The 23,145-nt window shown below is 58.1% G+C and carries 15 protein-coding genes; 11 read left to right on the plus strand and 4 right to left on the minus strand.

Annotated elements, in window-relative coordinates; genetic code table 11:
• Positions 1-12: 12 nt before the first annotated feature.
• The gene (locus FG381_RS11075) at positions 13-1,356 is read left to right on the plus strand and encodes an anaerobic C4-dicarboxylate transporter family protein (RefSeq protein WP_139688844.1); all 1,344 of its coding nucleotides are present in this window, start codon (positions 13-15) and stop codon (positions 1,354-1,356) included.
• A 123-nt stretch (positions 1,357-1,479) separates the two neighbouring features.
• On the plus strand, positions 1,480-2,808 hold the full coding sequence (locus tag FG381_RS11080) for an anaerobic C4-dicarboxylate transporter family protein (protein ID WP_226960234.1): 1,329 nt from the start codon (positions 1,480-1,482) through the stop codon (positions 2,806-2,808).
• A 123-nt stretch (positions 2,809-2,931) separates the two neighbouring features.
• Here FG381_RS11080 and FG381_RS11085 read toward each other — a convergent pair whose 3' ends face one another.
• Both FG381_RS11085 and map read right to left on the minus strand, forming a co-directional pair.
• Positions 2,932-5,520: a [protein-PII] uridylyltransferase gene (locus tag FG381_RS11085; RefSeq protein ID WP_139688846.1), complete on the minus strand. Its 2,589-nt coding sequence runs from the start codon at positions 5,518-5,520 to the stop codon at positions 2,932-2,934.
• Between the two features lie 122 nt (positions 5,521-5,642).
• Positions 5,643-6,470: a type I methionyl aminopeptidase gene (gene map, locus FG381_RS11090; protein WP_139688847.1), complete on the minus strand. Its 828-nt coding sequence runs from the start codon at positions 6,468-6,470 to the stop codon at positions 5,643-5,645.
• Positions 6,471-6,896: 426 nt separating this feature from the next.
• On the opposite strand from map, the gene FG381_RS11095 reads away from it, so the two are divergent.
• From FG381_RS11095 to frr, 5 genes are all read left to right on the plus strand, one after another.
• The gene (locus FG381_RS11095) at positions 6,897-7,310 is read left to right on the plus strand and encodes a NirD/YgiW/YdeI family stress tolerance protein (protein ID WP_139688848.1); all 414 of its coding nucleotides are present in this window, start codon (positions 6,897-6,899) and stop codon (positions 7,308-7,310) included.
• A gap of 259 nt (positions 7,311-7,569) precedes the next feature.
• The gene (gene rpsB / locus FG381_RS11100) at positions 7,570-8,337 is read left to right on the plus strand and encodes a 30S ribosomal protein S2 (RefSeq protein WP_139688849.1); all 768 of its coding nucleotides are present in this window, start codon (positions 7,570-7,572) and stop codon (positions 8,335-8,337) included.
• A gap of 176 nt (positions 8,338-8,513) precedes the next feature.
• On the plus strand, positions 8,514-9,401 hold the full coding sequence (gene tsf, locus FG381_RS11105) for a translation elongation factor Ts (RefSeq protein WP_139688850.1): 888 nt from the start codon (positions 8,514-8,516) through the stop codon (positions 9,399-9,401).
• 342 nt (positions 9,402-9,743) lie between these two features.
• Positions 9,744-10,475: a UMP kinase gene (pyrH, locus tag FG381_RS11110; protein WP_139688851.1), complete on the plus strand. Its 732-nt coding sequence runs from the start codon at positions 9,744-9,746 to the stop codon at positions 10,473-10,475.
• A 207-nt stretch (positions 10,476-10,682) separates the two neighbouring features.
• Complete coding sequence (gene frr, locus FG381_RS11115; protein ID WP_374042070.1) at positions 10,683-11,204, plus strand: ribosome recycling factor; 522 nt, start codon at positions 10,683-10,685, stop codon at positions 11,202-11,204.
• 177 nt (positions 11,205-11,381) lie between these two features.
• Here frr and FG381_RS11120 read toward each other — a convergent pair whose 3' ends face one another.
• Positions 11,382-15,458 carry a DEAD/DEAH box helicase gene (locus FG381_RS11120; RefSeq protein WP_139688853.1) on the minus strand — a complete coding sequence of 1,359 codons (4,077 nt, stop codon included), beginning with the start codon at positions 15,456-15,458 and terminating at the stop codon, positions 11,382-11,384.
• 190 nt (positions 15,459-15,648) lie between these two features.
• On the opposite strand from FG381_RS11120, the gene uppS reads away from it, so the two are divergent.
• Positions 15,649-16,359 carry a polyprenyl diphosphate synthase gene (gene uppS / locus FG381_RS11125; RefSeq protein WP_139688854.1) on the plus strand — a complete coding sequence of 237 codons (711 nt, stop codon included), beginning with the start codon at positions 15,649-15,651 and terminating at the stop codon, positions 16,357-16,359.
• A gap of 2 nt (positions 16,360-16,361) precedes the next feature.
• Here uppS and FG381_RS11130 read toward each other — a convergent pair whose 3' ends face one another.
• A complete protein-coding gene (locus FG381_RS11130) occupies positions 16,362-18,224 on the minus strand; it encodes a gluzincin family metallopeptidase (protein WP_139688855.1) in 1,863 nt (620 codons plus the stop codon).
• A 225-nt stretch (positions 18,225-18,449) separates the two neighbouring features.
• Between FG381_RS11130 and dcuC the strand changes: the two genes are divergently transcribed.
• From dcuC to FG381_RS11145, 3 genes are all read left to right on the plus strand, one after another.
• A complete protein-coding gene (dcuC, locus tag FG381_RS11135; RefSeq protein ID WP_139688856.1) occupies positions 18,450-19,838 on the plus strand; it encodes a C4-dicarboxylate transporter DcuC in 1,389 nt (462 codons plus the stop codon).
• 19 nt (positions 19,839-19,857) lie between these two features.
• Positions 19,858-21,657 (plus strand): M3 family metallopeptidase, encoded by a 1,800-nt coding sequence (locus FG381_RS11140; protein ID WP_139688857.1) that lies wholly within the window; start codon positions 19,858-19,860, stop codon positions 21,655-21,657.
• Positions 21,658-21,725: 68 nt separating this feature from the next.
• On the plus strand, positions 21,726-22,919 hold the full coding sequence (locus FG381_RS11145) for a porin (RefSeq protein ID WP_139688858.1): 1,194 nt from the start codon (positions 21,726-21,728) through the stop codon (positions 22,917-22,919).
• Positions 22,920-23,145 lie beyond the last annotated feature (226 nt).

The raw sequence follows: 23,145 nt of genomic DNA on the forward strand, positions 1-23,145 counted from the left end.
AGGAGAATTCCCATGGAAATGGATCTCAATTTCTGGCTGCAGCTCCTTACCGTTGCCTTCTGCATCGGTCTCGGCGGCAGATACGGCGGCGTGGGCCTTGGTGCTGCGGGCGGTCTCGGCGTCTGCATTCTCGTTCTGCTTTTCGGTCTCAAGCCGAGTTCGCCCCCGGTGTCGACCATTCTCATTATCGTGGCCGTGATTGCCTGCACCTCGATTCTGCAGGGCGCGGGCGGTCTCGACTGGATGGTGAGAATTGCCGAAAGAATGCTGAGAAAGTGGCCTAAGGCGATTACGTTCGTGGCGCCTTTCGTCTGCTCGCTCTTCGTGATTTTTGTCGGCACGGCCTACGTTGCCTTTGCGGTCTATCCGGTCGTCGCAGAAGTCGCAACGCAGGCGCGCGTTCGTCCCGAACGCCCGATTGCCGCTTCCGTCATCTCGGCGGGCATTGCGGTTGTGGCTTCGCCCATGAGCGCGGCTACCGCCGCGCTCGTTGCAGCGCTTTCGCCCTACAACGTCTCGCTGATCGAGATTCTCATGATCACGGTCCCGGCCTTCCTGATCGCGACCTGCTGCACGTGCCTCGCGGTCTACTGGAAGGGCACGGAACTTGAAAACGACCCGGAATTCCGCCGCCGCGTTCAAAGCGGAGACTTCCAGGATCTCGTCATGACGGAAAAGAAGAATGAGAAGGAAGATCCGGCGAAGATGAAGAAGGTCCGCCTCTCGGTCGGCATCTTCGGCCTCGGCGTCGCCACTGTTCTTATTCTCGGCTTCTTCAAGGAACTCCTCCCCGTCTGGACGGTTGCCGGAAAGACGAGCACGCTGCCGATTCCTCAGCTCATTCAGATGGTGATGCTTGCCTGCGGCCTCTTCATCATCGTCGCCTGCCGTATTCCGTCGCACAAGTTTGCCGACGGCTCGGTCTTCCGCGCGGGCCTCATCGGCGTTGTCGGCGTCTTCGGCGTTTCCTGGCTTACGGGCACCTTCTTTGATGCCTATCACGACGGCTTTGTGGAACTTTTCAAGGTGATGGCCGAGTCGACTCCGCTTCTCTTCGGCGTCGTGCTCTTTCTCTTCTCCGCCGTCATCCTGAGTCCGTCCGCTACGGTCGTCGCCCTGATGCCTCTCGGCGCCGCCATCGGCATCCCGCCGCTCCTCCTCGTTGCCCTTTATCCGGCAAGCTGCGGCGACTTCCTGATCCCGGGGGGCGCGCAGATCGGCTGCTGCTCCTTTGACCGTACGGGCACCACGCATCTCGGCAGCTGGGTGCTAAACCACTCCTACCTGATACCGGGCTTTGTCCACATCATTTCGGGTGTTGCGGCCGGCTATGGAATCTACTGCCTTATCGGGTAATTCCCGCCATTTCAAAAAAGGCGGCGGCACCTCTAAAATCTGACCGTTTCCCGTGCGCTGTTCGAAATTTTCATTTCGGACAGCGCTTCTCTCATTCAGAAATTCCCTCTTACCACCATGGAAATGGATCTTTCTTTCTGGCTGCAGCTTGCGGTCGTGCTCGTCTGCGTCGCGATCGGCGGCAGACTGGGCGGCGTGGGCCTCGGCGCAGCGGGCGGTCTCGGCGTCTGCATTCTGGTTCTCGGCATGGGCATTCAGCCGGGCTCGCCCCCGGTCTCGGTCCTCCTCATCATCACGGCGGTGATTGCCTGCACGTCCGTGCTTCAGGGCTCGGGCGGCCTCGATCTTCTCGTGCGCTGGGCGGAGAAGCTTCTTCGCAAGTGGCCGCGTGCGATTACCTTCGTGGGCCCGCTGGTCTGCTCCTTCTTCGTGATGCTGGTCGGCACGGCCTATGTCGCCTTCGCCGTCTACCCGGTGGTGGCTGAAGTCGCTGCGTCGGCGAAGGTCCGTCCCGAGCGCGCGGTTTCCGCTTCCGTCATCTGCGCCGGCATCGGCGTGATGGCCTCTCCCATGTCGGCCGCCATGGCGGCGATGGTGGGCATTATGGCGATGCAGGGCATTGCCTTCTGGCAGATCCTTGCCTGCACGGTTCCGACCTTCATCCTCACCGTTCTCGTAACGGCGCTTTCCGTTTTCTGGCGCGGCTGCGAGCTTGAGGACGATCCTGAATTCAAGCGCCGCCTTGCAAACGGCGACTACCAGTGGCTCGCAGGCGTCAATGCCGAGCAGAAGTATGAAGAGAAGCCCTTTGCCCGTCGTGCAGTGGGGATCTTCCTCATCGGCATCCTCGTCTCGATCTGCATGGGCTCGATCCCGGGCCTTCGTCCGGCCTGGGAAGCCGCTGGAAAGGTTTCTCAGCTCCCGATCCCGTCGCTCATTCAGATGGTGATGCTCGCCACGGCCTTCTTCATCATTCTCCTCTGCCGCGTGCCGCCCGAAAAATTCGCGTCCGGGTCGGTCTTCCGTTCCGGCCTCATCGGCGTCGTCGGCGTTTTCGGCATTGCCTGGTGCACGGGTACATTCTTCGACCTTCACACGAAGCTTCTCGCCGACGTCTTCTCGAGCTTCGCGAAGGATGCGCCCTTCGTCTTCTGCCTCGCGGCCTTCTGCGCCTCGAGCGTCATCTTCTCGCCCACGGTCTCGACCACGATCATGATGCCGCTCGGCCTCAAGTTCGGGCTGCCGCCCGAATTCCTCATCGGCACCTGGGCCTGCTGCTTCGGCGACTTCATGATTCCGGGCGGCGCTCAGATCGGCTGCACGGCCTTCGACCGTACGGGGACGACCAAGCTCGGGAGCTTCGTTATCAACCATTCGTATCTGCGCCCGGGGCTCGTCTTCGTGGTGAGCGGCACGATCATCGGCTGGTGCATTTCGAAGATCGTTTTCTAAAACGAACGAGCTTTTCCGGAGAAGCGTCGCTTCCGACGCTTCCCCGTGGAAATGCAAAAAGGCCGGAGTTCCTCAGCGGGAAATCCGGCCTTTGAATTTTTGGTGCGGGATGAAGGCGGTTTTTTAAGCCTTCTGCGGCAGGAGCGCTTCGATCAACTCCGCCTCAAAGGCCAGCAGCAGGCTGTCCTCATGGAGCGCCGCCCCGTCGATGAGGAAGACGTCTTCGGCGCGTTCGCCCAGGGTCGCAATCTTCGCGGTCTGCAGATTGACGCTGTATTTGGCGAGAACCTGCGAGATTGCGTAGAGAAGCCCGATTCTGTCCGTACCGACGAGATTCAGAATGAAGGCTCGGTGCGATTCGTCCGGGTGGATGTTGACGCTCGGGCGCGTGGGGAAGTGTCTTGAGCGGCGCGAGAGCCGGGCCTTCGGCGCGGGGGGCAGGGGCTTTTCGGAAATCAGAGCATCTGCGAGGCTCTTTTCCATCTGTGCGAGCTTCTCGGGCGAATCAAACCGCCCGAAGGCATCAGCGACAAGAAACGTGTCGAGCGCCCAGCCGTGGCGCGTGGTGTGCACCCGGGCGTCCACGACGGAAAGCGAATTCTTCCCGAACCAGGCGACGGACCGGAGGAAGAGGTCCTTCCGGTCGCGAAGGTAAAGGAGAATCGTGAGGCTTTCCGTTGAGGCATTCCGCTTCACGCGGACGATGGGCGTTGAGTCCATCACGTGGAGCGCGAGCATCTCGGTGTGCCAGGCAATTTCTTCGCTCGTATGGCGCATGAAGTAGACGAGGTCGAGCTCCCGCCAGAGGCGGCTGCGGGCTTCGTCGGAGACGCGCCCGTGGAGAAGTTCAATCGCTTCCCTGCGCCGCCTTTCGGCAACGTCGGCGAGCGTGGCTTCGCCGCCCGAGCCGACAAGGCGTTCGAGCGCGGCATGGTAGAGGTTTTCAAGGAGCGCCGCCTTCCAGGGCGTCCATACCTTGGGCGAGGTCGCACGGATGTCGGCGACGGTGAGAAGGTAGAGCGCATCGAGCCGCTCCTTGGTTCCCACGAGGCGGATGAAGCGCTCAACCACTTCCGGGTCTGAAATGTCCTCCTTCTGCGCCACGCGGCTCATGACGAGGTGCTCGCGCACGAGGAAGGTGATGAACTCCGTGTCTTCATGGAAAAGTCCGAAGCGGCTGCAGAAGATCTCCGCCTTCTCGGCGCCGATCACCTCGTGGCCGCCCCCGAGGCCTTTGCCGATATCGTGAAAGAGCCCGGCAATGATGAGCCTCCACGAGTCGGGAAGCGCCGTCATGAGCTGCGTGCAGAGGGGATACTCGTGGGCGTGTTCGGAGCGGCGGAAGCGGCAGAGGTTCTTGACGACAAGGATCGTGTGCTGGTCGACCGTGAAGATGTGGTAGAGATCGTGCTGCATCTGCCCGACGACATGCCGGAAGGCCGGCAGCATGCGGGAAAGAATCCCCCAGGCATTCATCATGGCGAGCGCATCGTCGGCGCCTTTTTCAAGCTTGATGATGTCGAGGAAGGTTTTCTGGTTTTCCGGATCCTCGCGGTAGGCAACGCCGATTTTCGGCGTCGCGTGCCAGAGGGCGCGCAGGAGCCTCGTTGAAAAGCGGGTGAGCTCTGGGTGGAGCGCAAAGACGAGGAAGGTGCGCAGAATCGCCTTCGGGTTCTTTTCGTAGACGTCGTCCCCGGCAATATCCATTTCATCGCCGAGCGCGAGAAAGTCGGCGGAAAGACGCACGGGCGTGGCGAGCGCCGACCCGCCGACAAGGCGGTCCGAAATGGTCTGGAGCTGGATGATCGACATCTGGACGACCGACTTGGCATTCCAGTAGTAGCGCTTCATGAGGGCTTCAGAGGCCCGCATGAGCCCCGTCGCCTTGTAGCCGAGCCGGGCGGCGAGCGCTTCCTGAACGTCGAAGAGAAGCCGGTTTTCGTCGCGGTTCGTGAGAAGATGGAGCTCGATTCTGAGCTTCGCGAGAAAGCGGAAGCACTCCTCGATCGTATGCATCTCGCGCTCGGTGATGAGGTCCGCGTCCTTCATGCCCTGAAGGCTGTCTGCCAAGCCCGCCGCACGGGCGCACCAGAGAAAGACCTGAAGGTCTCTCAGGCCTCCGGGCGACTCCTTGAGGTTGGGTTCGAGCGCGTAGGGCGTGTCCTCGTACTTCTGGTGCCTGCGGCGGAGTTCGAGCATCTTGTCGCGAAAGAAGGCGCGTGCGTCGAGGCTCGCAAAGAAGTCGTCGCGGGATGCGTCGTAAAGCGTTCGTTCGCCCCAGAGAAAGCGGCTCTCAAGATAGGTGGTGGCGATCGAAACGTCTTCGGCCGCTTCCGCCGTGAATTCCTTTTCCGTTCTGACGGCTGCGCCCACGGTGAGGCCGAGCTCCCAGAGGGCGGCGAGGAAGGCCGAGATTTTTGTTTTCGTCTCCTCATCTTCTCCCCGGTCGTCTGAAAGAAGAACGAGGAGGTCGATGTCGGAGTGAGGAAAAAGCTCTCTGCGCCCGTACCCCCCGACGGCTGCGAGCGCGAGACCGTCGGAGGGAAGCTCCGCCAGACTTCCGAGCGCGAGAACGGCGCGGTCGAGCGCCCGGCTGTGCGCCGTGAGGCATGCCGTCGTGTCGTGCGATTCGTGCCAGGCGTCGGCAATGCGCGCGCGGTCTTCCTTAAAGCGCTCGACGACGGCGCTCAACTTTTCCGGACTGATTTCCATGGCGACCGGGACTCCGCAGAAAGAAAAAGCAGGAATAAGAAAAAGGCGATCCTCGCGAGCCGGCGATTGATGCCGGCGGACGGACCGCCTTTTCCGGAGACTAAGGGATGAAAAGAGAATTCTTAGAGATTCTCAGGGAGCTTCCATCCCTTCACGAAGGCGGGAGGCGCCTGAGTGCCCTTGCTCACCGTGAGAACGTCGTAGCCCGTTTCGGTGACGAGCACCATGTGCTCCCACTGCGCGGAAAGCGAATGGTCCTTCGTGACGACCGTCCACCCGTCGCCGAGCATGGTGACGCCGTAGCGCCCCGCATTCACCATGGGTTCGACCGTGAAGACCATGCCGGGCTCGAAGACGGGCGTCTGATGGTGGACCGGGAAGTGATTGACGTGGGGCTCTTCATGGAAGCCCTTGCCGATGCCGTGGCCGCCGTAGTCGCGCACGACGGAGATGCCGTTCTGATCCGCATAGCGCTGGCAGGCAATGCCGATGTCGTTGAAGCACCCGCCAGGGCGCACGGCGTCGATGCCCGCCCACATCGTATTGAAGGCAAGGTCGACCATGCGCTTGCCGGCGATGGTGGGCTTGCCGACGATGAACATTCTCGAGGTGTCGCCGTGGTAGCCGTTCTTGATGCTCGTCACATCGATGTTGACGATGTCGCCCTGCTTCAGGATTTTCTTGTCGCTCGGAATGCCGTGGCAGACGACGTGATTGATCGAAATGCAGGTCGTCGCCGGATAGGGCGTCATTCCCGGAGGCGTGTAGCCGAGGCAGGCTGGAATGCACTTCTGCACGTTCACCGTGTAGTCGTAAGCGAGGCGGTCAAGTTCGCCGGTGGAGACGCCGGGCTTCACGAAGGGCGTGAGATAGTCGAGGAGCTCGGCCGCAAGACGGCCGGCAATGCGGAGTCCCGCAATGTCCTCGGGCGTTTTGATGGAAATCGCCATGATGTCTCTGTGTAATGGAAAACTGGAAGAAGGAAATCAGGCTCCGGACGAAAGCGCCGGTGAGGGAGCGAGCAGAGGCGCGCCATCTCCCTGAGGCTTCTCCGGAGCGGATGCGCAAGGGAAAAGGAAGCCTTCTCCTCGCGGAAGGTGCCCACATTCTAATGAGGTGAAGCGCATTAAGGCCCGTCAGTCGTCGGTAAACACGTCCGGAAGAAAACTGCTGCAACGATATATTTCTAAGGTTTCGCTAACGAAGGACTAACGATTCGCTAATGTGGGCGGCCTAGAGTTGTAAACATCAAGGGGAGGCGAGAGCGCCTCCCGGCCGGAAGACTTGGAGAAGCGGAAAATCAATTCCGCTCGAAAAGATCCGGCAGTTTCAAATAAGAAGGCTCCCTTTTGAATGGGGAGCCGGGAGAGAAAATCATGACCCGCCGCACCAATCTTCGTCTTGCCGCTCTGGCTTCGATTGCCGCACTTGCCTTTGCCGCTGCGCCTGCCGTGCAGGCTGCCGGCCCCTCGGGCTTCGATGCTCCGGCTTCTGCCGAGGCCCGCGCCCCGCAGGGGTTCGGCAACAACAAGCTCGTCACCGTTCAGTGGGTGCTTAAAAACGGCGCCGACGATCAGGTCGTCCTTCTTCGCGGCAAGTTCACGCAGCACCTGAGGGGCGACAAGTATGAGTTTGAGGATGAGGCCGGCAACGCCATCACTGCTGAGCTCGATCACGACCGCGACTGGTCGATGGTTCGGAAGGGAGCTCCGATGGAAATCCGCGCCGAAATCGACCGCGACTGGAACCGCACGAAGCTTGACGTGCGCTCCGCGAGGCCCCTGAAGTAAGGGAAGCGGTCCGCCGGAGAAGCGGGATCCAAAAAAGATTCGCTTTTCGGTTGAAATCAAATCTGCGCGCACGTAAAATGCGCGCCTTGTTCCGGCCTCGGGATTTTTTCTCCTGAGGCCGGATCTATTCCGCCCGGTGTCCATGGTCGGCCCGGGTATGTACATTGCGCGCGGTCTGCGCCCGAGGTGCCTTTGATTCCGAGAAGAAGAATTGGTTCCTGCAGGCCGTGTCAGACTGACAAAACCTTGGAGAAATCAAATGGTCAGCATGCGTGAAATGCTCGAAGCGGGTTGCCACTTCGGTCATCAGACCCGTTTCTGGAACCCGAAGATGGCTCAGTACATTTTCGGCTCCCGCAACAAGATTCACATCATCAACCTTGAAAAGACGGTTGTGATGTTTGATGAAGCCTGCAAGTTCGCCCGTCAGCTCGCGAGCCAGGGCGGCCGCATCCTCTTCGTCGACACGAAGCGCGGCGGTCGCGAAATCATCGCTCAGGAAGCTCAGCGCGCCGGCTGCGGCTGGGTCGACCAGCGCTGGCTCGGCGGCACGCTCACGAACTTCAAGACGGTTCGCGGCACCATCAAGCGCCTCAAGGAAATGGAAGAGCAGCTCGAGGACGGCACCGCCGCCAAGCTGACGAAGAAGGAAGCCCTCGACTTCCAGCGTTCCGTTGAGAAGCTCAACAAGTCGATCGGCGGCATCAAGGACCTCACGGGTCTTCCCGACGCCCTCTTTATCGTCGACGTGGGCTACCACAAGATCGCCGTTCAGGAAGCCAACAAGCTCGGCATCCCCGTCATCGGCGTTGTGGATACGAACTGCTCGCCCGAAGGCATCGACTATGTCATTCCGGGCAACGATGACTCCTCGAAGGCTGTTCAGATCTACGCCGCCGGCATCGCCGACGCCGTGATCGCCGGCCGCGCCGACAGCGCTGTCTCCGCCGAGGAAGCCCCGGCTGAGGAAGAGTTCATCGAAGTGGCTGCCGCTGAGGAAGCCCCGGAAGCGACCCCCGCTGCCTAATTAACGGCTTTTAATAGCCAGGCCCCGCCGGATGCGACGGGAGGGCCTCTTCCTGCAAGAGGCGCGTATCCCGTCGGCATCTGACCGGCTCACAAAGGAAATGGGGCTCATTTCGGGCCCCATTTTCTTTTAGAATCCATACCGATTTTTTGTTCCTCTGATTGGAGTTAGTGAACATGGCTGCTATTTCCGCCGCCCAGGTTAAGGAGCTGCGTCTCAAGACCGACGCCCCGATGATGGAGTGCAAGAAGGCGCTCACCGAAGCCGAAGGCGATATGGCCAAGGCTGAGGAGATCCTGCGCGTCAAGCTCGGCAACAAGGCGAGCAAGGCCGCTGCCCGCATCGCTGCTGAAGGCGTCGTCGTCGTTTACGTTTCGCATGACCGCAAGCTCGGCGCGATCCTCGAAGTCAACTCCGAAACCGACTTCGTCGCGAAGAACCCCGAGTTCCTCAAGATGGCTCACGACAGCGTCAAGCTCGTCGCTGAGAAGAACCCCGCCACGGTCGAAGAGCTCCTCGCTCTCCCGCTCGACGGCACCACCGTTGACGGCGTCCGCACGGGTCTCGTCGGCAAGATCGGCGAAAACATGACCTTCCGCCGCTTCCAGCGCATCGAGGCGAAGGGCGAGCTTTCGCACTACGTCCACGGCAGCCGCATCGGCGTCATCGTCGACCTCGTCGGCGGCGATCATGAGCTCGCTCACGACATCGCCATGCACATCGCCGCTTCGAAGCCGAAGGCCATCGACGAGACGGGCATCGACCCCGCTCTCATCGATTCCGAACGCCGCATCGCGATCGAAAAGGCCCGCGAAGCCGGCAAGCCCGAGCAGATGCTTGAGCGCATCGCCGAAGGCTCCGTGAAGAAGTTCCTGAAGGAAGTCACGCTCGTCAACCAGCCGTTCGTCAAGGACGACAAGAAGACGATCAATGATCTTCTGAAGGCCGCCAAGGCTGAAGTCGCCACCTACGTTCTCTACGTTGTGGGCGAAGGCCTTGAAAAGAAGAGCAACGACTTTGCTGCTGAAGTGGCCGCTCAGGCCGCTGCCGCCAAGCAGGCGTAATCGCTTCTTTGAGGCTTGAAGGAGACTTTCCTCTCAGGAGATTTAAGCGACGCTCTGATTCCGGCGGTGCATGCACGGGCATCTCTGGAAAATGAAGCGCTTCCGACTTAAGCTCCCGGGGAATTCTCCTCAATCGAAAGGGACGCTGCCTTCCTTGCACGAAGGGGCGTCCTTTCTTTATGCGCTTTCGCCGCAGAGCTGGGTCGGGAAAGCAAAAAGTTCTAAGCACTATTGCTCAGCCGCGTATAATTTCGCCCCGAGCCAGAACTTGGCAGACGGGCACGGTCCCTGAAGCCTGATGCCGGCAATCTTCCCAACAGTCATGCATTGAGGAGTTGATCGATGGACAACGCAGCGCAGGGTAAGCCCGTGTACAAACGCATTCTTCTGAAGCTTTCGGGCGAAGCCCTCATGGGCGACGATGCTTTCGGCATCAACCGCCAGGTGCTTCAGCACATGATTGAAGAAATCCGCTCCGTGCTGGATCTGGGCGTCCAGATCGGCATCGTTGTGGGCGGCGGCAACATCTTCCGCGGCGTTGCGCTCGGCGCAACCGGCATGGACCGCGCTACGGGCGACTACATGGGCATGCTCGCCACGGTGATGAACGCCATGGCGCTTCAGGACTGCTGCCGCAACAACGGCATCGAGGCGCGCGTGCAGTCGGCGCTCCATATCGAACAGGTCGCTGAACCCTACATCCGCGGGAAGGCCCTGCGTCATCTTCGCCTCGGCCGCGTCGTGATCTTTGCGGCGGGCACCGGCAATCCCTTCATGACGACCGACACGACGGCGGCGCTGCGCGGCGCGGAAGTTGGGGCCGACATCGTCCTCAAGGCGACGAAGGTCGACGGCATCTACACGGCCGACCCCAAGAAGGATCCGACCGCCACGATGTATGACGAAATCACCTTCGACCATGCGCTCCGCACGAATCTCAAGGTGATGGACGCCACCGCCTTTGCGCTCTGCCGCGAGCAGGGGCTCCCGATCAAGGTCTTCAACATCAACAAGAAGGGGGCGCTGCGCCGCGTCGTCCTCGGCGAAAAGGAAGGCACGCTCGTTCATAGCTAAGCTCGACCTTTGATAAAATAACAAATTGCGCATGGGCCGGAGGGTTCGCTTTCCGGCCCATGTTCGTACCGAATTCCGTGATTTCAAAGTTTCCGCATCGGATGTGCCTTGAGCCTTTGGCTTATAAGGTTCGGCGCTTCAGGCGGAAATGCTCCAAGGAGATTTTTTATGACCGCTCAGGAAGTTATTCAGCAGACCGAGCACAAGATGGGCGTTACCGTCGAGAAGCTTCGCGAAGACTTCACGCGCATCCGCACGGGTCGCGCGAGCACGGGCCTGCTCGACAAGATCAAGGTCGACTACTACGGCTGCCCGACTCCGATCAACCAGGTCGCGCAGGTCGGCGTCGGTGATGCGCACACGCTTACCGTCCAGCCCTGGGAAAAGAACATGGTGAAGGTGGTTGAGAAGGCGATTCGCGATTCCGACCTCGGCCTCAATCCGGCCACGTCGGGCGACGTTATTCGCGTTCCGCTGCCTCCGCTTACCGAAGAGCGCCGCCGCGAACTCTCGAAGATCGTGAAGGGCTTCGGCGAAGACGCCAAGGTTGCCGTGCGCAACCTTCGCCGCGACGCCAACGGCCAGATCGAACGTCTCGAGAAGGATAAGGAAATCTCCGAGGACGATCAGCGTCGTCTGGAAACGGATATTCAGAAGCTCACGGACCGCTATGTCGCCGAAATCGACAAGGTGATCACGGAGAAGGAAAAGGAAATCATGACGGTCTAAAGACCTGCTGAATTCCCTTCTGAATGAAAGCCCGCAGCCTGCTTTTTCTCGGCAGTGCGGGCTTTTTGCTTGAGTGATGCGCTCCGAGAACGGGAGCGCATCTCCTATCTTTCCTGAGGCGGCAGGAAGACCTGCCGCATTCCGGATGAATAAAGCGGGAAGCTGAGGCTTTCCGTCTCAATCTTCTGCAAGGAGCTTGAGGATCTCGTCTCTCGAGAGGCGGTTCGACATGTCGGAGCCTTCGAGAAGCGCATCCGCGAGGGACTTCTTCGTTTCGTGCAGACGAATGATCTTCTCCTCGATCGTGTTCTCAGCGATCAGGCGGTAGATCGTCACCGGATGCTCCTGACCGATGCGGTAGGCGCGGTCCGAGGCCTGGTTCTCGATTGCCGGATTCCACCAGGGGTCGAGAATCGCGACATAGTCGGCAGCCGTGAGGTTGAGGCCCGTTCCGCCCGCCTTGAGGCTGATGAGGAAGAGCGGCATCTCGCCCTTCTGGAAAGCGTCGACAAGCTTCTGGCGTTGGCCTGCGGGCGTCGCGCCGTCAAGATATAGGTACTTGATTTTCTTCTTGTCGAGCTCTTTCCTGAGGATCGCAAGGTAGGATGTGAACTGACTGAAGACGAGCGCGCGGTGGCCGCCTTCGATGAGCGTATCGGCGAGCTTCAGGAACGCGTTGATCTTCGAGGACTCGAGCTTGAGCTTCGGATTCACAAGTTCGGCCGCGCACGCCGCCTGACGAAGCTTCATGAGTTCGGCGAGGGCTTCAATCGGATTGATTTCGCCGGTTTCGAGTCGCTGCGACGCCGTTTCTCGCAGGCTCTCGTAGAGCGTGCGCTCGGCTTCGGAGAGTTCCACTCGGAGCGTGACCTCGGTCTTTTCGGGAAGTTCGTCGAGCACCTCGGCCTTCGTGCGGCGCAGGATGAAGGGCGAAATCAGGCGCTTCAGGAGCCTCTGGCAGTTGCGGTCCTTGTTGCGCTCGATCGGAATGATGAAGCGCTCGGCAAAGCTCTGGCTGCTTCCGAGGAGGCCGGGGTTCGCGAACTCAAAGAGATTCCAGATTTCGCCGAGGTTGTTCTGAAGGGGCGTTCCGGTAAGAAGAACGCGGGCAGAGGATTTGAGCTGCATGGCGGCCTTCGACGTCTTCGTATCCCGGTTCTTGATGTTGTGCGCTTCGTCGAGCACCACCGTCGTCCATTTCCGGCTGCTCAGGGCTTCAATCTCCGCAGAAAGAATGCCGTAGGTCGTGAGGATCACATCGCCGGCCCGGGCCTCGTCGACGAGCTTCCTGCGATCGTCGGCCTGCTGAAGCATTTTGATTTTGAGGCCCGGCGCAAAGCGCTGGAGTTCGTCGCTCCAGTTGAAGAGAACGGCCGCAGGCATCACGACGAGCTGGGGACCCGCTTTCGCGCGGGAGAGGAGGAGTGCAATCGCCTGAATGGTTTTGCCGAGACCCATGTCGTCGGCGAGAAGCGCGCCCGCGCCCCAGCTGAGGAGGCGCGAGAGCCACTCGAACCCTTCCTGCTGATAGGGGCGAAGCTCGGCACGGAGCCCCGCGGGCACTTCAGGCGTGAAGTGCTTCGCTTCGCGGATCCGGCTGCAGAGCGACCGGAAGGCTTCATCGGAATCGATTTCAATCCCTTCCTCCCCGAGCCTTTCAATGGAGTCAGCATTGAAGGCGGAGATCCGGAGTTCGCCATTCTTCCGGGAAGTGACGAGTCCTTCAATATGTTCGAGCTCCTTTTTGAGGCTTTCCGTGAGGGCGACGTATTCGTCGTCGCCCAGGCGAATGAACCGGCCTTCGGATTCCCTCAGGCGCTCGAGAAGTTCCTGGACGGTGAGCACCGTCTTTTCGTCGATCTGAACCTTGCCCTCGAGCTCGAACCAACTCCCGAGACTGCGCAGCGAGAGCTTCAGGCTCGAGGGGAAGATCTGCGGGCGGGAGACGCGGAATTTGACGCCTTCGGGCCATTCGAGAAGCGCCGTGTCCGTGTGCGTGCGGAGGACTTCAAGCATTTCGAGCGTTTCGGCAACCGGAAGTTCCCAGGAGAATTCGCCGTCTCTCATTTCCTCGAGTCTGGAGAGTGCGGAGAGGAGCGCATCATAGTTTTCGCGTTCCTTCTTCAGATCGCGCGCGACCTGAACGGTTTTGTTGCCGATCCGGGTGGCAATGAAAGCGAGTCCTTCACCGGGCGAGCAGGTGAGGGGATTTTCCGCTACCGGGTGCACGAGCGCGGTGACATGGTGCGTTCCCGTCCCGAAGGGTTCGAGGCGGAAGGTGATTCGTGCGTCGCCCGACTGCTTCTCAAGGTGCTTGGAGTCCTTGAGGAGATCGGACATGACGGGGGTTCGGGCTGAAAGCTTTTCGAGGTAGTGCGTGAGCTTTTCACGAGCCGCGAGCGGGAAGTTGATGCCGCGCACCGCTTTCAAAAGCTCGAGTTCATTGTTCGTCGGCCGGGTGACGATGATGAGGCTGCTGCTCGCTCTCGTGAAGCTGGTGCTGTCCTTTTCAGGATCAAATTCAGGACTGAGATTGTTGGTAAAGCTGTAGACATCGCCATTGCGCAGAACCGAAATTTCGAGCGGCCTCTTTTCCACATCGATCGGTTCGAGCGTCTTCGCGTCAATGACATTCTGCGAGCCGACAAGCTCCATCATCGCTTCAGGGATGTTGAAGACGTAATCGCCTCTCGTCGACCAATACGAATTCGGACGTTCAAAATGAATGGCGGTGGCGACGCGTTGAGCTTCATCGGAAAGCTTCGGTGCACGATCAAGGAAGGTGGAAAGCTTGATGACTGCGCCTTTGAGCCAGGTTCGGGACGTCGCCTTGAACTTCTGAGACCGGATGGAAATCTCCCAACCGGGCGTGTCGGTGTTGATGGCGTATGCCATGCGCTCTGTCGGGAACTGGCCTTCACTGTAGGCCTGACCGTGGCCATTGGAGATCCCCGGGCGCGCGATCAGGCGATCGAGCACCAGGTCCCATTCCGGACGGATGTCGTAATGGGGAAGCATCTGTTTGATCCCGTACTTGCGGGCAATGCTTTCGGCTTCCTCGCGCTTGCCGTTGAGGCGCTGGAATTCGAAATCGAGCATCGGCAGATAGCTCATCCAGTTTCTGGCTCCGTCGCCGATAAAGTCGATTTTTTCAAGAAGTCCGAAATTGAGCGCTGTGATTGCAAATGGGACGACAATTTGATATTTGAGGCGTTCAATAGACTGCCCGCGAAGGACTTCCATGAAATCTTCCCGGAAGCTCACGGCAGCCTTCTTCGCATCTCTGCCGCAGCCGAGAAGGGCAATCAGAATGGCGGGCTTCAGATATATATTGTCGGCGACTCTTTTGACCTCCAACATTCGCTCGAGCTTCCGAACGGATGCGGGGGTTGCGCGATCCCGGTAGAGCGCAATGGCATAGAGCCAGGCTTCAAACCAGGTTTCAAAGTGGATCTGGTGGAGGCGCGAGAGAGCGGTTTTCATGCAGGAGACGGCATTTGAGGGCGCTTCGTTGTCCATGATGGAGGCTGCCGCGCTCACGATCATGTACCACGGGGACTCGCAGTTCATTTTCTTAAGCAGCTCGTGCGGCTTCCCGTTGCAGAGAAAATCAGCGTAGTAATGGCGCCAGTCGCGGTATTCAGCGGCAGCTTCCTTAGAGAGGTGCCGCATCAGATAGTCTCTGAACTCGTCGCTGGTAACGTCGAAGCCGCGAGCATCTGCGGTATCCTGCGCACTGCGCAGTGCCGCGCGGGCGATGAACTTTGCAGGAAGCGCTTCGACGAATGGCTTCCAGTGGTCATAGTCGAGGAGGTGAACCATGAAGGCGGCTTCCATGGAAGCCCATGTCTTGATCTCATCTTCACTGAACGTTTGGCTGAGGGGCGCCGGGAGGCGTCCGTTCTGGATGTAGTCAACCGCGGCCTTCATGACGGTGACGTGCACTCTGACATCCCTATCGAGATGAACCTTTTCAAGCTTATTGAATACGGCGTCGAATATTCTGCGCGACACGAGCCGCGTCATCATGTTGATCCCGCTGGGCGTCACAAAGAGTATGTCGTACGAACCCCAGTAGCCTTCCTTGGGCTCTCTGATCCATCCTTTCCCGACAAACTCGTTGATGGCGTCGTTGAACTCCTTGACGGGAAGATTCCGATTTGAAGCATATGACTTGACGTCTGAAGCAGAAGGAAGCGTGTAAGTGCTGAGCGCGTAGGCAATGACTTCAGACTGGATTTCAGGAATGGACATGCTGGATGAAGTGTCTGGAAAAGCTTGAAAACTAAGGGGCTTAGTTTAGTGGGATATGCGGCAACAGGAGGCAAGAATAAGGGATTCCCCGTGATTGGAAAACGCATCGACTTGCTTGCAATCCGTCACAAGAGAGGCGAGGCGCCTTTGCTAGACTTTCTGCCGCTTTAATTATTTCAGTGCACCCATCATGGCCGACCTTCCACACCTGCCCGGACACATTGCGATCATCATGGACGGCAACGGCCGCTGGGCGAGATCGCGGTTTCTGCCGCGCGCGGAAGGCCATCGACAGGGCGTGCTTGCGCTTGAGCGCGTGGTGGAGGCGTCGGTGCGCCTCGGCATCCGGGCGCTTACCGTCTTTGCCTTTTCGAGCGAAAACTGGCGCCGTCCTGCGGCGGAAGTGGCAGCCCTCATGAAAATCTTCGCGACCGCCCTTGCCCGCTGGGAAGAGCCCTTGCTGAAGGCGGGCGTCAGCATCCGCATCATCGGCGACCGGAATGCTTTCTCGGAAGACCTTCAGCGCGCCATCGACCACGCGGAGAAAGCCACAGCGCCGGGGAACCGCATGCATCTCAACATTGCCGCCAATTACGGCGGCCGCTGGGATGCGCTCCAGGCGGCTCAGGCCGCAACCGCTGCGGGCGACCTCACGCTCGAAGGCATTGAAAAGCGGCTTTCTGCGCATGACGACGGCGAGGTGGATCTTTTGATCCGCACCGGAGGGGAAAGACGCATCTCGAATTTCCTTCTCTGGCAGGCAGCCTATGCCGAGCTCTACTTCACCGATACGCTCTGGCCCGACTTTGATGCGGCCGCGCTTGACGATGCGCTCAACTGGTACATCGGTCGCGAGCGGCGCTTCGGGATGACGAGCGAGCAGCTGCGGCAGATCGGATGAAGCTAACCAGCAGCTTGCTGCGTACTGAGAAAAGGCTCAAGAACGGCATCAATGGCTGAGAGCCAGAAATCAACGCTGCGAATGTTGTCTCCGGTGTGACGCAAAACCCAGTCTTCTGTGGACATGCTTCCGCTTTCGAGCCACATTTCTTCGATATTGAGATCGCAGGCACTCTTCCCGTAAGTGAGAAATTCTCGGGCCAGCTTTGCAGCAATAAGAAAGCCGAATGTGTACTGCCAATCGTAGAAGATCGGCTTCATCCGATAAAAGTGCTGTTTGTAGGCCCAAAGGTAGCGGTCGGTTTCAACAGTTGTGTTTCCATAGTAGTGTCGCCAGGCATCATCAGAAAGTTGATTGAGTCTGCTGACAGGCAAAACATTTTCACTGCGCTCCCGAAGAATGGAAAGCAGAAGTCGATGTCGTGCGGGGAGCGTGAGAAGCAAGTTGCCGATGCGAGTGAGGGCCTGCCAGCGAACGGAAACTTTTTCGATGGGGGAAGTTGCTTGTGTCAGAAGATGATGCGTGAAGATGGCTTCATAAAAGCTGCCGGCTATTTCTGTGACGGAGAGCGGAAAGAAGCGGCTCGCAGAAGGGGCTTTATGCATGAGTGAGCGATGACGCGCCACACCGAGCAAATGTGAAAGAGCAAATGCGCCCGCAAGGGTCGGACGATAGTTGGAGAGAATGCGGACCTCGTCGAGAGCCGGAAGGTCATCGCACCAGGTGCCGCCTGAATTCTGTGCGAGAGGCCGGCAGTCGATCTGCTTGCGGCTGTGCAGTGATTCCAGAAAGGGCGTAAATCCTTTATCGATAGCGGCAAAGGCGTTGATCAAATCGGTGAGCGTGCGGGCATAAGGCCGCCCTTCGGCATAGAAGCTTTCCGGGGCGGGAGCAAGGATATTGGCAACCCGCATGGGGCCTTTGCCGATTCGACTTTGCCGAATGTCTACTGTTTGACGCAGACGTCCAAGACGCATTTCAATAGCATCAAACATGGCGCGATAACTTTGCAGACTCACGCGTTCCGAACGTGTTGCGCGCTCAAGCAGATCCGCATCTGCTGCCTTCAGAACGGTTATGCGGAAGCCCGTAATGGCATTCAGCAGATCGGCGATTGCGGATCCATGGGATGCAAGCCATGCATTCATTGCATTGAATGTGGTGCGCCTCAGTTCTGGATCATCAGAGGTTTTCATGACGGCAATGCTTGAACCGAAGCCTTGCGTGCGGATCTCTCCGGACTGAGTCCGAACTTCCAGCGCCATAGGACTCATGAGATGAGTGAAGAGGTTTGAAAGCGGACTGAGCAGGGTGGCCTCAAGTTCTGCCGTGTAGCTGCTCAGAGCAGAAGGCAGTCCATCCGCCAAGGAAGGCTCTGAGTCAAAGATGCGCTTCCAGATTTTCAGTTCCGGAGTGCGCGCAAAAACAGGTTCATTACCCACCAGATTCCGGATCACTTGAAACGCTGGTTCTGCATGGTTTCTGATCTCAACCAGAATCCCGAGAACTTCCGCTCTGGCGGCGCCCGTGTCTGTGGCGGTGGGTGAAAGTCCGGTATGGGCACGACAAAGCGTGAGGAGGGATGTCCCGAGATCGTAGGCACGACCGTAGAGTCGAAGGGTTTCGTTGGCCGCATCGGGCGTCAGCTCAGCCGGATCCTTCGGGACAGTCGCCGCTATGGCATTTTTTACCATGCAAAGGCTTGAAAGGAGCGCCTGAAAATTTTCTGAACGAACGGATGATGTGGAAGCATGCGGCCATTGGGGAAGCTTCTCGGAAGTGAGGGCTGCATGAATTGCAGGGAAGTTCTTCTCACTAATGGGGGAAATTTCGGAAGCGAATAAGGGTTTGTTCTTGATGATCATCGTATTAACCCGCATAACGACTGGATTCGAGGCAGTGACGGGAGTGAGCAATAGATGTAATCACACGGTTATATCCTTTTAGGGGTAAGGAATAACCGCAAAAAATGCACTGAGCTTCCCGATAAACCCGAAGTTTGTTGTCGATGTCTGAAGAGAATACCTTCAGGAGGCGCCTGGAGGGGGCTCCGGGCAAATAAGAAATACTAACCACAGGGACCAAACATCATGACAGGCATCCTCATTGGCTGCGCAATGCTCGTAGTCGTCGGATGGGCAATTATCAAGGGCAAATACGCTCCTCTAGTCCTTTTTGCGAGCGGTGCAGCCATGCTCGTTCTGTCCATCATCTTCGACACGGGCACATTCATGCCGAAAAAGGCACTTCCGACCGGCAATGATTATCTGAATGTGATCGAATTCATCCGCTACATGTTTTCGACGCGCCTTGCCGGTCTCGGTTTGCTCATTATGACAATGGTGGGTTTTGCGTCCTACATGACGCACATCGGTGCGAATGATGCATTCGTCAATATTGCGATTAAGCCGCTTTCGTTCATCAAATCTCCCTATGCGCTGGTCTTCATCGCCTTCCTGCTGGGCAAGGCAGTGTCGATGGTGATTACTTCCGCTGTCGGGCTTGGCGTCCTGTGCCTCGCACTCATGGGACCGGCGCTTGCTGCGCTCGGCATGAATAAGAAAGCCATCGGAGCCGTGTTCGTTACTTCGGGCGCTGCTTCCCTCGTGCTTCTTGGCGGTTCAACGGCAGCAGCATCGAAGGCATGCGAACTTTCCGTTCTTGACTATGTCTTCATGTACAAGATTCCGGCAGGTCTGCCGACAGTGCTCGTCATGGGCATTGCACATGTGTTCTGGCAGAAGTGGCTCGACGCCCGCGAAGGCTGGAAGCCTTCAGAACATCTCGGGGAAACGCTGACCTTTGCCGAGGACGTGAAGCGTCCCTCGACCGCAGCGCCCAAGTTCTACGCCATTCTTCCCTTCCTGCCGATGATTCTCGTCGTCGTGTTCTCACGCTACTGCATTGACTGGATCAAGCTTGATATTTCCGCTCTCATGATTCTTTCGATCGTGATCGGCATGATCTGCGAAACGCTGCGCTGGAAGTTCGACTCGAAGAAAATCGGTGATGGTCTGAAGGCCTGCCTTCAGGCAATGGGCAAAGCGCTTTCCGGTGTGGTGGCGCTCGTCATTGCTGCTGGCGTATTCGCGGAAGGCTTCAAGGCTCTTGGCATGTTGGATGCGATTGTTGGCCTTGCATCCTCTGTCGGTGCAGGCGCGATCGGCATGTCGGTTCTCTTTGTTGTGATTACGACGCTCGTCACGATTATTGCGGGTTCCAACGGCGCGTCCTTCTATCCGCTTGTGGAGATGGTGCCGAAGATCGCCCGAGATATGGGGGTTAATCCCGTCACGCTCGTTCTGCCGATGCATCAGGCGTCGACGATTGCCCGTCCGCTTTCTCCGGTTGCCGGTGTTGTGGTCGCAATTGCCGCCATGCTGAACATGAGCCCGATTGAACTCGTGAAGCGTGCTTCCGTGCCTTGTATTGCCGGCCTCATCTTCCATCACATCTTTGTTTTCTGGCTTGCGGTCTGATACGGCGGGTGAGCAAAAAATGACTAAAACCGACATCAATGCAATCCTTAAGGGTCCGGAGTGGACAATGGAGGATGCCTATGGCGACATTGGCTCCGTCCGTTATGAGGAAAGCCTCCGGGAGGCTGCAGCAGCAGCTGAAAGGCTCGCTCAGCTTGGCGAATGTCCCGAAGAGGATATTCAGGAACGTCTCGGCATTTATTCAAATGCATGGGAGCGTATCTCCTCGCTCACGAGCTTTGTGAAGTGTCTTGGCGCCAAGAATGTGGAAGACGGCCGTGTTTCTGCAGCAAAGGGAAGGCTGACGGAAGTTTCTGCTCAGCTTGATGCTGCAGCCGGAAAGCTCTTTGCTGCGATTGCTTCGCTTGCTGCGGATAGTCCCCTTTGGAACGAAAGGCCGCTCTCAGACTGGAGTTTTGTGCTTCGGGAGCGGATGCATGACTGGAAGTCGAAACTCTCGCTTTCGGATCGAGAGTGGCTGGAGCACTTCGAAGTTCGCTGCTTTACGCCGATGGGCGACCTTTTCAAGGAATTTCAGAAAGGCGTCGACTTTACCGCCAGACGCTCCGATGGGACAGAGGAACGCATTCGTGCGGCCAAATTGGTTGCCGTCATCAAGGGGGCGCCTGACCGCGTGCTGAGAGATTCCGTTCATGCCGGTCTTGTGAAGAGCTATGGAGAACGCAAGGGCCTTTATGCGGGGCTCCTCAACGAACTTCACGGCTTCCGCCTGACGGCTTTCGAACGCGCAGGGACAACGCCGCTCGCGGTTTCTCTTGCCCAGAACCGCATGAGCGAAGGTGCGCTCAAAGCAATGCGCCAGGCCATTCTTTCTGAGATTGATCTTGTGCGCGAGAGCGTCCTGCTCCGTGCTCCGTTTTTCGGCAGCGAGAAGCTGGCGGTATTCGACCTCATGGCGCCTGCGCCCGAAAAAGACAGTCAGGTCCCGCAGCTCATTCCCTATCGCGACGGTATTGGAATTGTGAAGAAGGCGCTTGGAACCGTTGATCCGGCGATGGCCGACTTCATCGACATGATGCTCGAAAAGCATTGGATCGACGCTGTGGTCTCCGACAACAAGATCGGCGGAGCTTTTTATTCGCGCATGAATGAGTTCCGCATGCCGAGAGTCTTCACTTCCTACATGGGGACGCTCACAACGGTGCTTCAGCAGGGACATGAGCTCGGACATGCTTATCACTACTGGGTGATGCGCGACATGCCTGCAATACTTACTGAATTTCCGATGACGCTTACGGAAACGGCAAGTACCTTCAATGAAGCGCTGATCCGCAGATACCTGCTCGCCCGGGCAGACGATCGCGAAGCCTTCGGAATGCTCTGGCAGGAGCTGCGCAGCGCCGCCAATTTCCTCATGAATACGATGGTGAGGATGGAGTTTGAACTGAAGTTCCTTGAGGAGCGTCGTTCCGGTCTTGTTTCGGCAGATCGCTGCATCGAGCTCATGCGCGAGGCCTGGCGCGAATGGTACGGCGATACGACAGATGAAGCGGACGATTACCTCTGGGCCTACAAGCTCCACTACTACAAGACCGATCAGCTCATCTACAACTACCCGTATACGGTGGGATATCTCTTATCGCAGGGACTCCTCACCGAGCTTGATCGTCGGGGAGATGATTTCATGCCGTTCTACAAGGCCATGCTGCGCGATACGGGGCGCATGACCGTGGATGAGATTATCGGGACTCACTTCAAGCAAAACGCAGAAGATCCCGGCTTCTGGCGCGGCTGCATGAAGGGAGCGCTGGCATCTATCCGGCGTTTCAGCGAACTTACTCAACAAAACAAACTTTGATTTGACCTGTGTGTTTGGAGGAGTTGTCCTCTTCCAAACATCAATTTCCCACGAAGGAGACAACAAAAATGAAAAAGACATATCTCGCGCTTGCCCTGGCATCTCTGGTTGCTGCCGGTACTGCTGCGGCAGCGGATGTTCAGATTTACGGCCGCGTTGATGCGGGTCTGCGCTATACATCGGTCAAGCATGGCGACGATACGCTCAAGCTGGAATCCGGCAACCGCGCGCACAACCGTATCGGCTTCAACGTTACGGAAGACATCGGCAACGGCCTCAAGGCAAAGGCTTATCTTGAGAACGGGTTCACGCTTGATGACGGCAATCTTGATACGGCCGGCCAGCTTTTCAACCGTCGTTCGATTCTGGCTCTGGAATCCAAGACCTGGGGTGAAGTAGGCTTCGGCAGAATGGGCACGGTGCATTCGACGATGGCGCCTTATGCGATCGGTATGGCCAAGTGGGACCCGTTCGGAACGTCCTACAGCCAGGCATCCATCGGTTCAACCTTTGCCAATTCAAGCCGCGTCAACAACGGCATCACCTGGATGTCGCCGAATTTCTCCGGCTGGAAGGGCGGCGTTACTTATTCCCTCGGCGATGCGTCGGACGACACGGAAGCCTACACCGACCGCAATCACACTTTGGCTGCAGCGCTCAGCTATCAGGGTCAAAACTTCTTCGTTTCGACGGCATTGGCCAACATCACGCAGAGTCATGTGGCCAGCGTGAAGATCGGTGCTGATAAAGATTCGGCTAAAGCCAAATCCGTCCGCCAGGATATCAAGGATGCTCAGCTCTACGGCATCGGCGGCTGGGTGCGCGTCACGCCTGAGGCCCGAATCTGGGCGGCTGCTCAGTGGCAGGAAAATTTCCGTACGGGCGGCGGCATTTCCATGGCTAATCTTGGCGGCAGCTGGTTCAAGTCTGTCGAAGATGCCGAAGAGAACGCTCCGGCACTCTCTGAAGAAGGCGTCTCGGGTTACAGCCTGCTGCTTGGTACCGACTATGTGACGGGGCAGCACAAGGTGATTCTTGGGGCTCAGTATTTTGACGGCGAATATGCCGGTGAGAGCGATCTTGACTTCCAGCGTACGGTTTTTGCAGCTGCTTATGAATACAAGCTTGCGAAGACGGTCTGGTTCTATGTGGCTGCCACTCATTCGATGGGGCATGGCAACGCCAAGTCCCTTGCCAAGGAGAATGGCAACTATAAGGGAGATGCTTCCGAGCTCATGACGGGTTTCAACTGGAACTTCTAACCGCAATCCCAATCTTTCATTCCCGGACTCCTTTACGGGCGGAGTCCGGGAAAGAAGAGCTGAGTTTGTATCTCCGGGCTTCCGGCGCCCTAAGCGGCCTGGAAGCTCTTTTCGTCTCAATATGACCCGGGCTTAAGGGAGAGGTTCTTCCGGATTCAGTAAAATCGCGGGAAACGATAAGACCCCATCCCCGGAAGGAAGCGTTCTTTCGGCTGATTTTTCTTAC

It is taken from the genome of Sutterella faecalis, from assembly GCF_006337085.1.
Lineage (GTDB): Bacteria > Pseudomonadota > Gammaproteobacteria > Burkholderiales > Burkholderiaceae_F > Sutterella > Sutterella faecalis.

What these genes read in the sequence shown, in the direction of transcription:
- FG381_RS11130 (WP_139688855.1), bottom strand. Translation starts at nt 18,224, where the DNA reads ATGATCATCAAGAACAAACCCTTATTCGCTTCCGAAATTTCCCCCATT.
- rpsB (WP_139688849.1), top strand. Translation starts at nt 7,570, where the DNA reads ATGGTCAGCATGCGTGAAATGCTCGAAGCGGGTTGCCACTTCGGTCAT.
- FG381_RS11120 (WP_139688853.1), bottom strand. Translation starts at nt 15,458, where the DNA reads ATGTCCATTCCTGAAATCCAGTCTGAAGTCATTGCCTACGCGCTCAGC.
- uppS (WP_139688854.1), top strand. Translation starts at nt 15,649, where the DNA reads ATGGCCGACCTTCCACACCTGCCCGGACACATTGCGATCATCATGGAC.
- tsf (WP_139688850.1), top strand. Translation starts at nt 8,514, where the DNA reads ATGGCTGCTATTTCCGCCGCCCAGGTTAAGGAGCTGCGTCTCAAGACC.
- frr (WP_374042070.1), top strand. Translation starts at nt 10,683, where the DNA reads ATGGGCGTTACCGTCGAGAAGCTTCGCGAAGACTTCACGCGCATCCGC.
- FG381_RS11095 (WP_139688848.1), top strand. Translation starts at nt 6,897, where the DNA reads ATGACCCGCCGCACCAATCTTCGTCTTGCCGCTCTGGCTTCGATTGCC.
- FG381_RS11140 (WP_139688857.1), top strand. Translation starts at nt 19,858, where the DNA reads ATGACTAAAACCGACATCAATGCAATCCTTAAGGGTCCGGAGTGGACA.
- pyrH (WP_139688851.1), top strand. Translation starts at nt 9,744, where the DNA reads ATGGACAACGCAGCGCAGGGTAAGCCCGTGTACAAACGCATTCTTCTG.
- FG381_RS11145 (WP_139688858.1), top strand. Translation starts at nt 21,726, where the DNA reads ATGAAAAAGACATATCTCGCGCTTGCCCTGGCATCTCTGGTTGCTGCC.
- map (WP_139688847.1), bottom strand. Translation starts at nt 6,470, where the DNA reads ATGGCGATTTCCATCAAAACGCCCGAGGACATTGCGGGACTCCGCATT.
- FG381_RS11075 (WP_139688844.1), top strand. Translation starts at nt 13, where the DNA reads ATGGAAATGGATCTCAATTTCTGGCTGCAGCTCCTTACCGTTGCCTTC.
- FG381_RS11080 (WP_226960234.1), top strand. Translation starts at nt 1,480, where the DNA reads ATGGATCTTTCTTTCTGGCTGCAGCTTGCGGTCGTGCTCGTCTGCGTC.
- FG381_RS11085 (WP_139688846.1), bottom strand. Translation starts at nt 5,520, where the DNA reads ATGGAAATCAGTCCGGAAAAGTTGAGCGCCGTCGTCGAGCGCTTTAAG.
- dcuC (WP_139688856.1), top strand. Translation starts at nt 18,450, where the DNA reads ATGACAGGCATCCTCATTGGCTGCGCAATGCTCGTAGTCGTCGGATGG.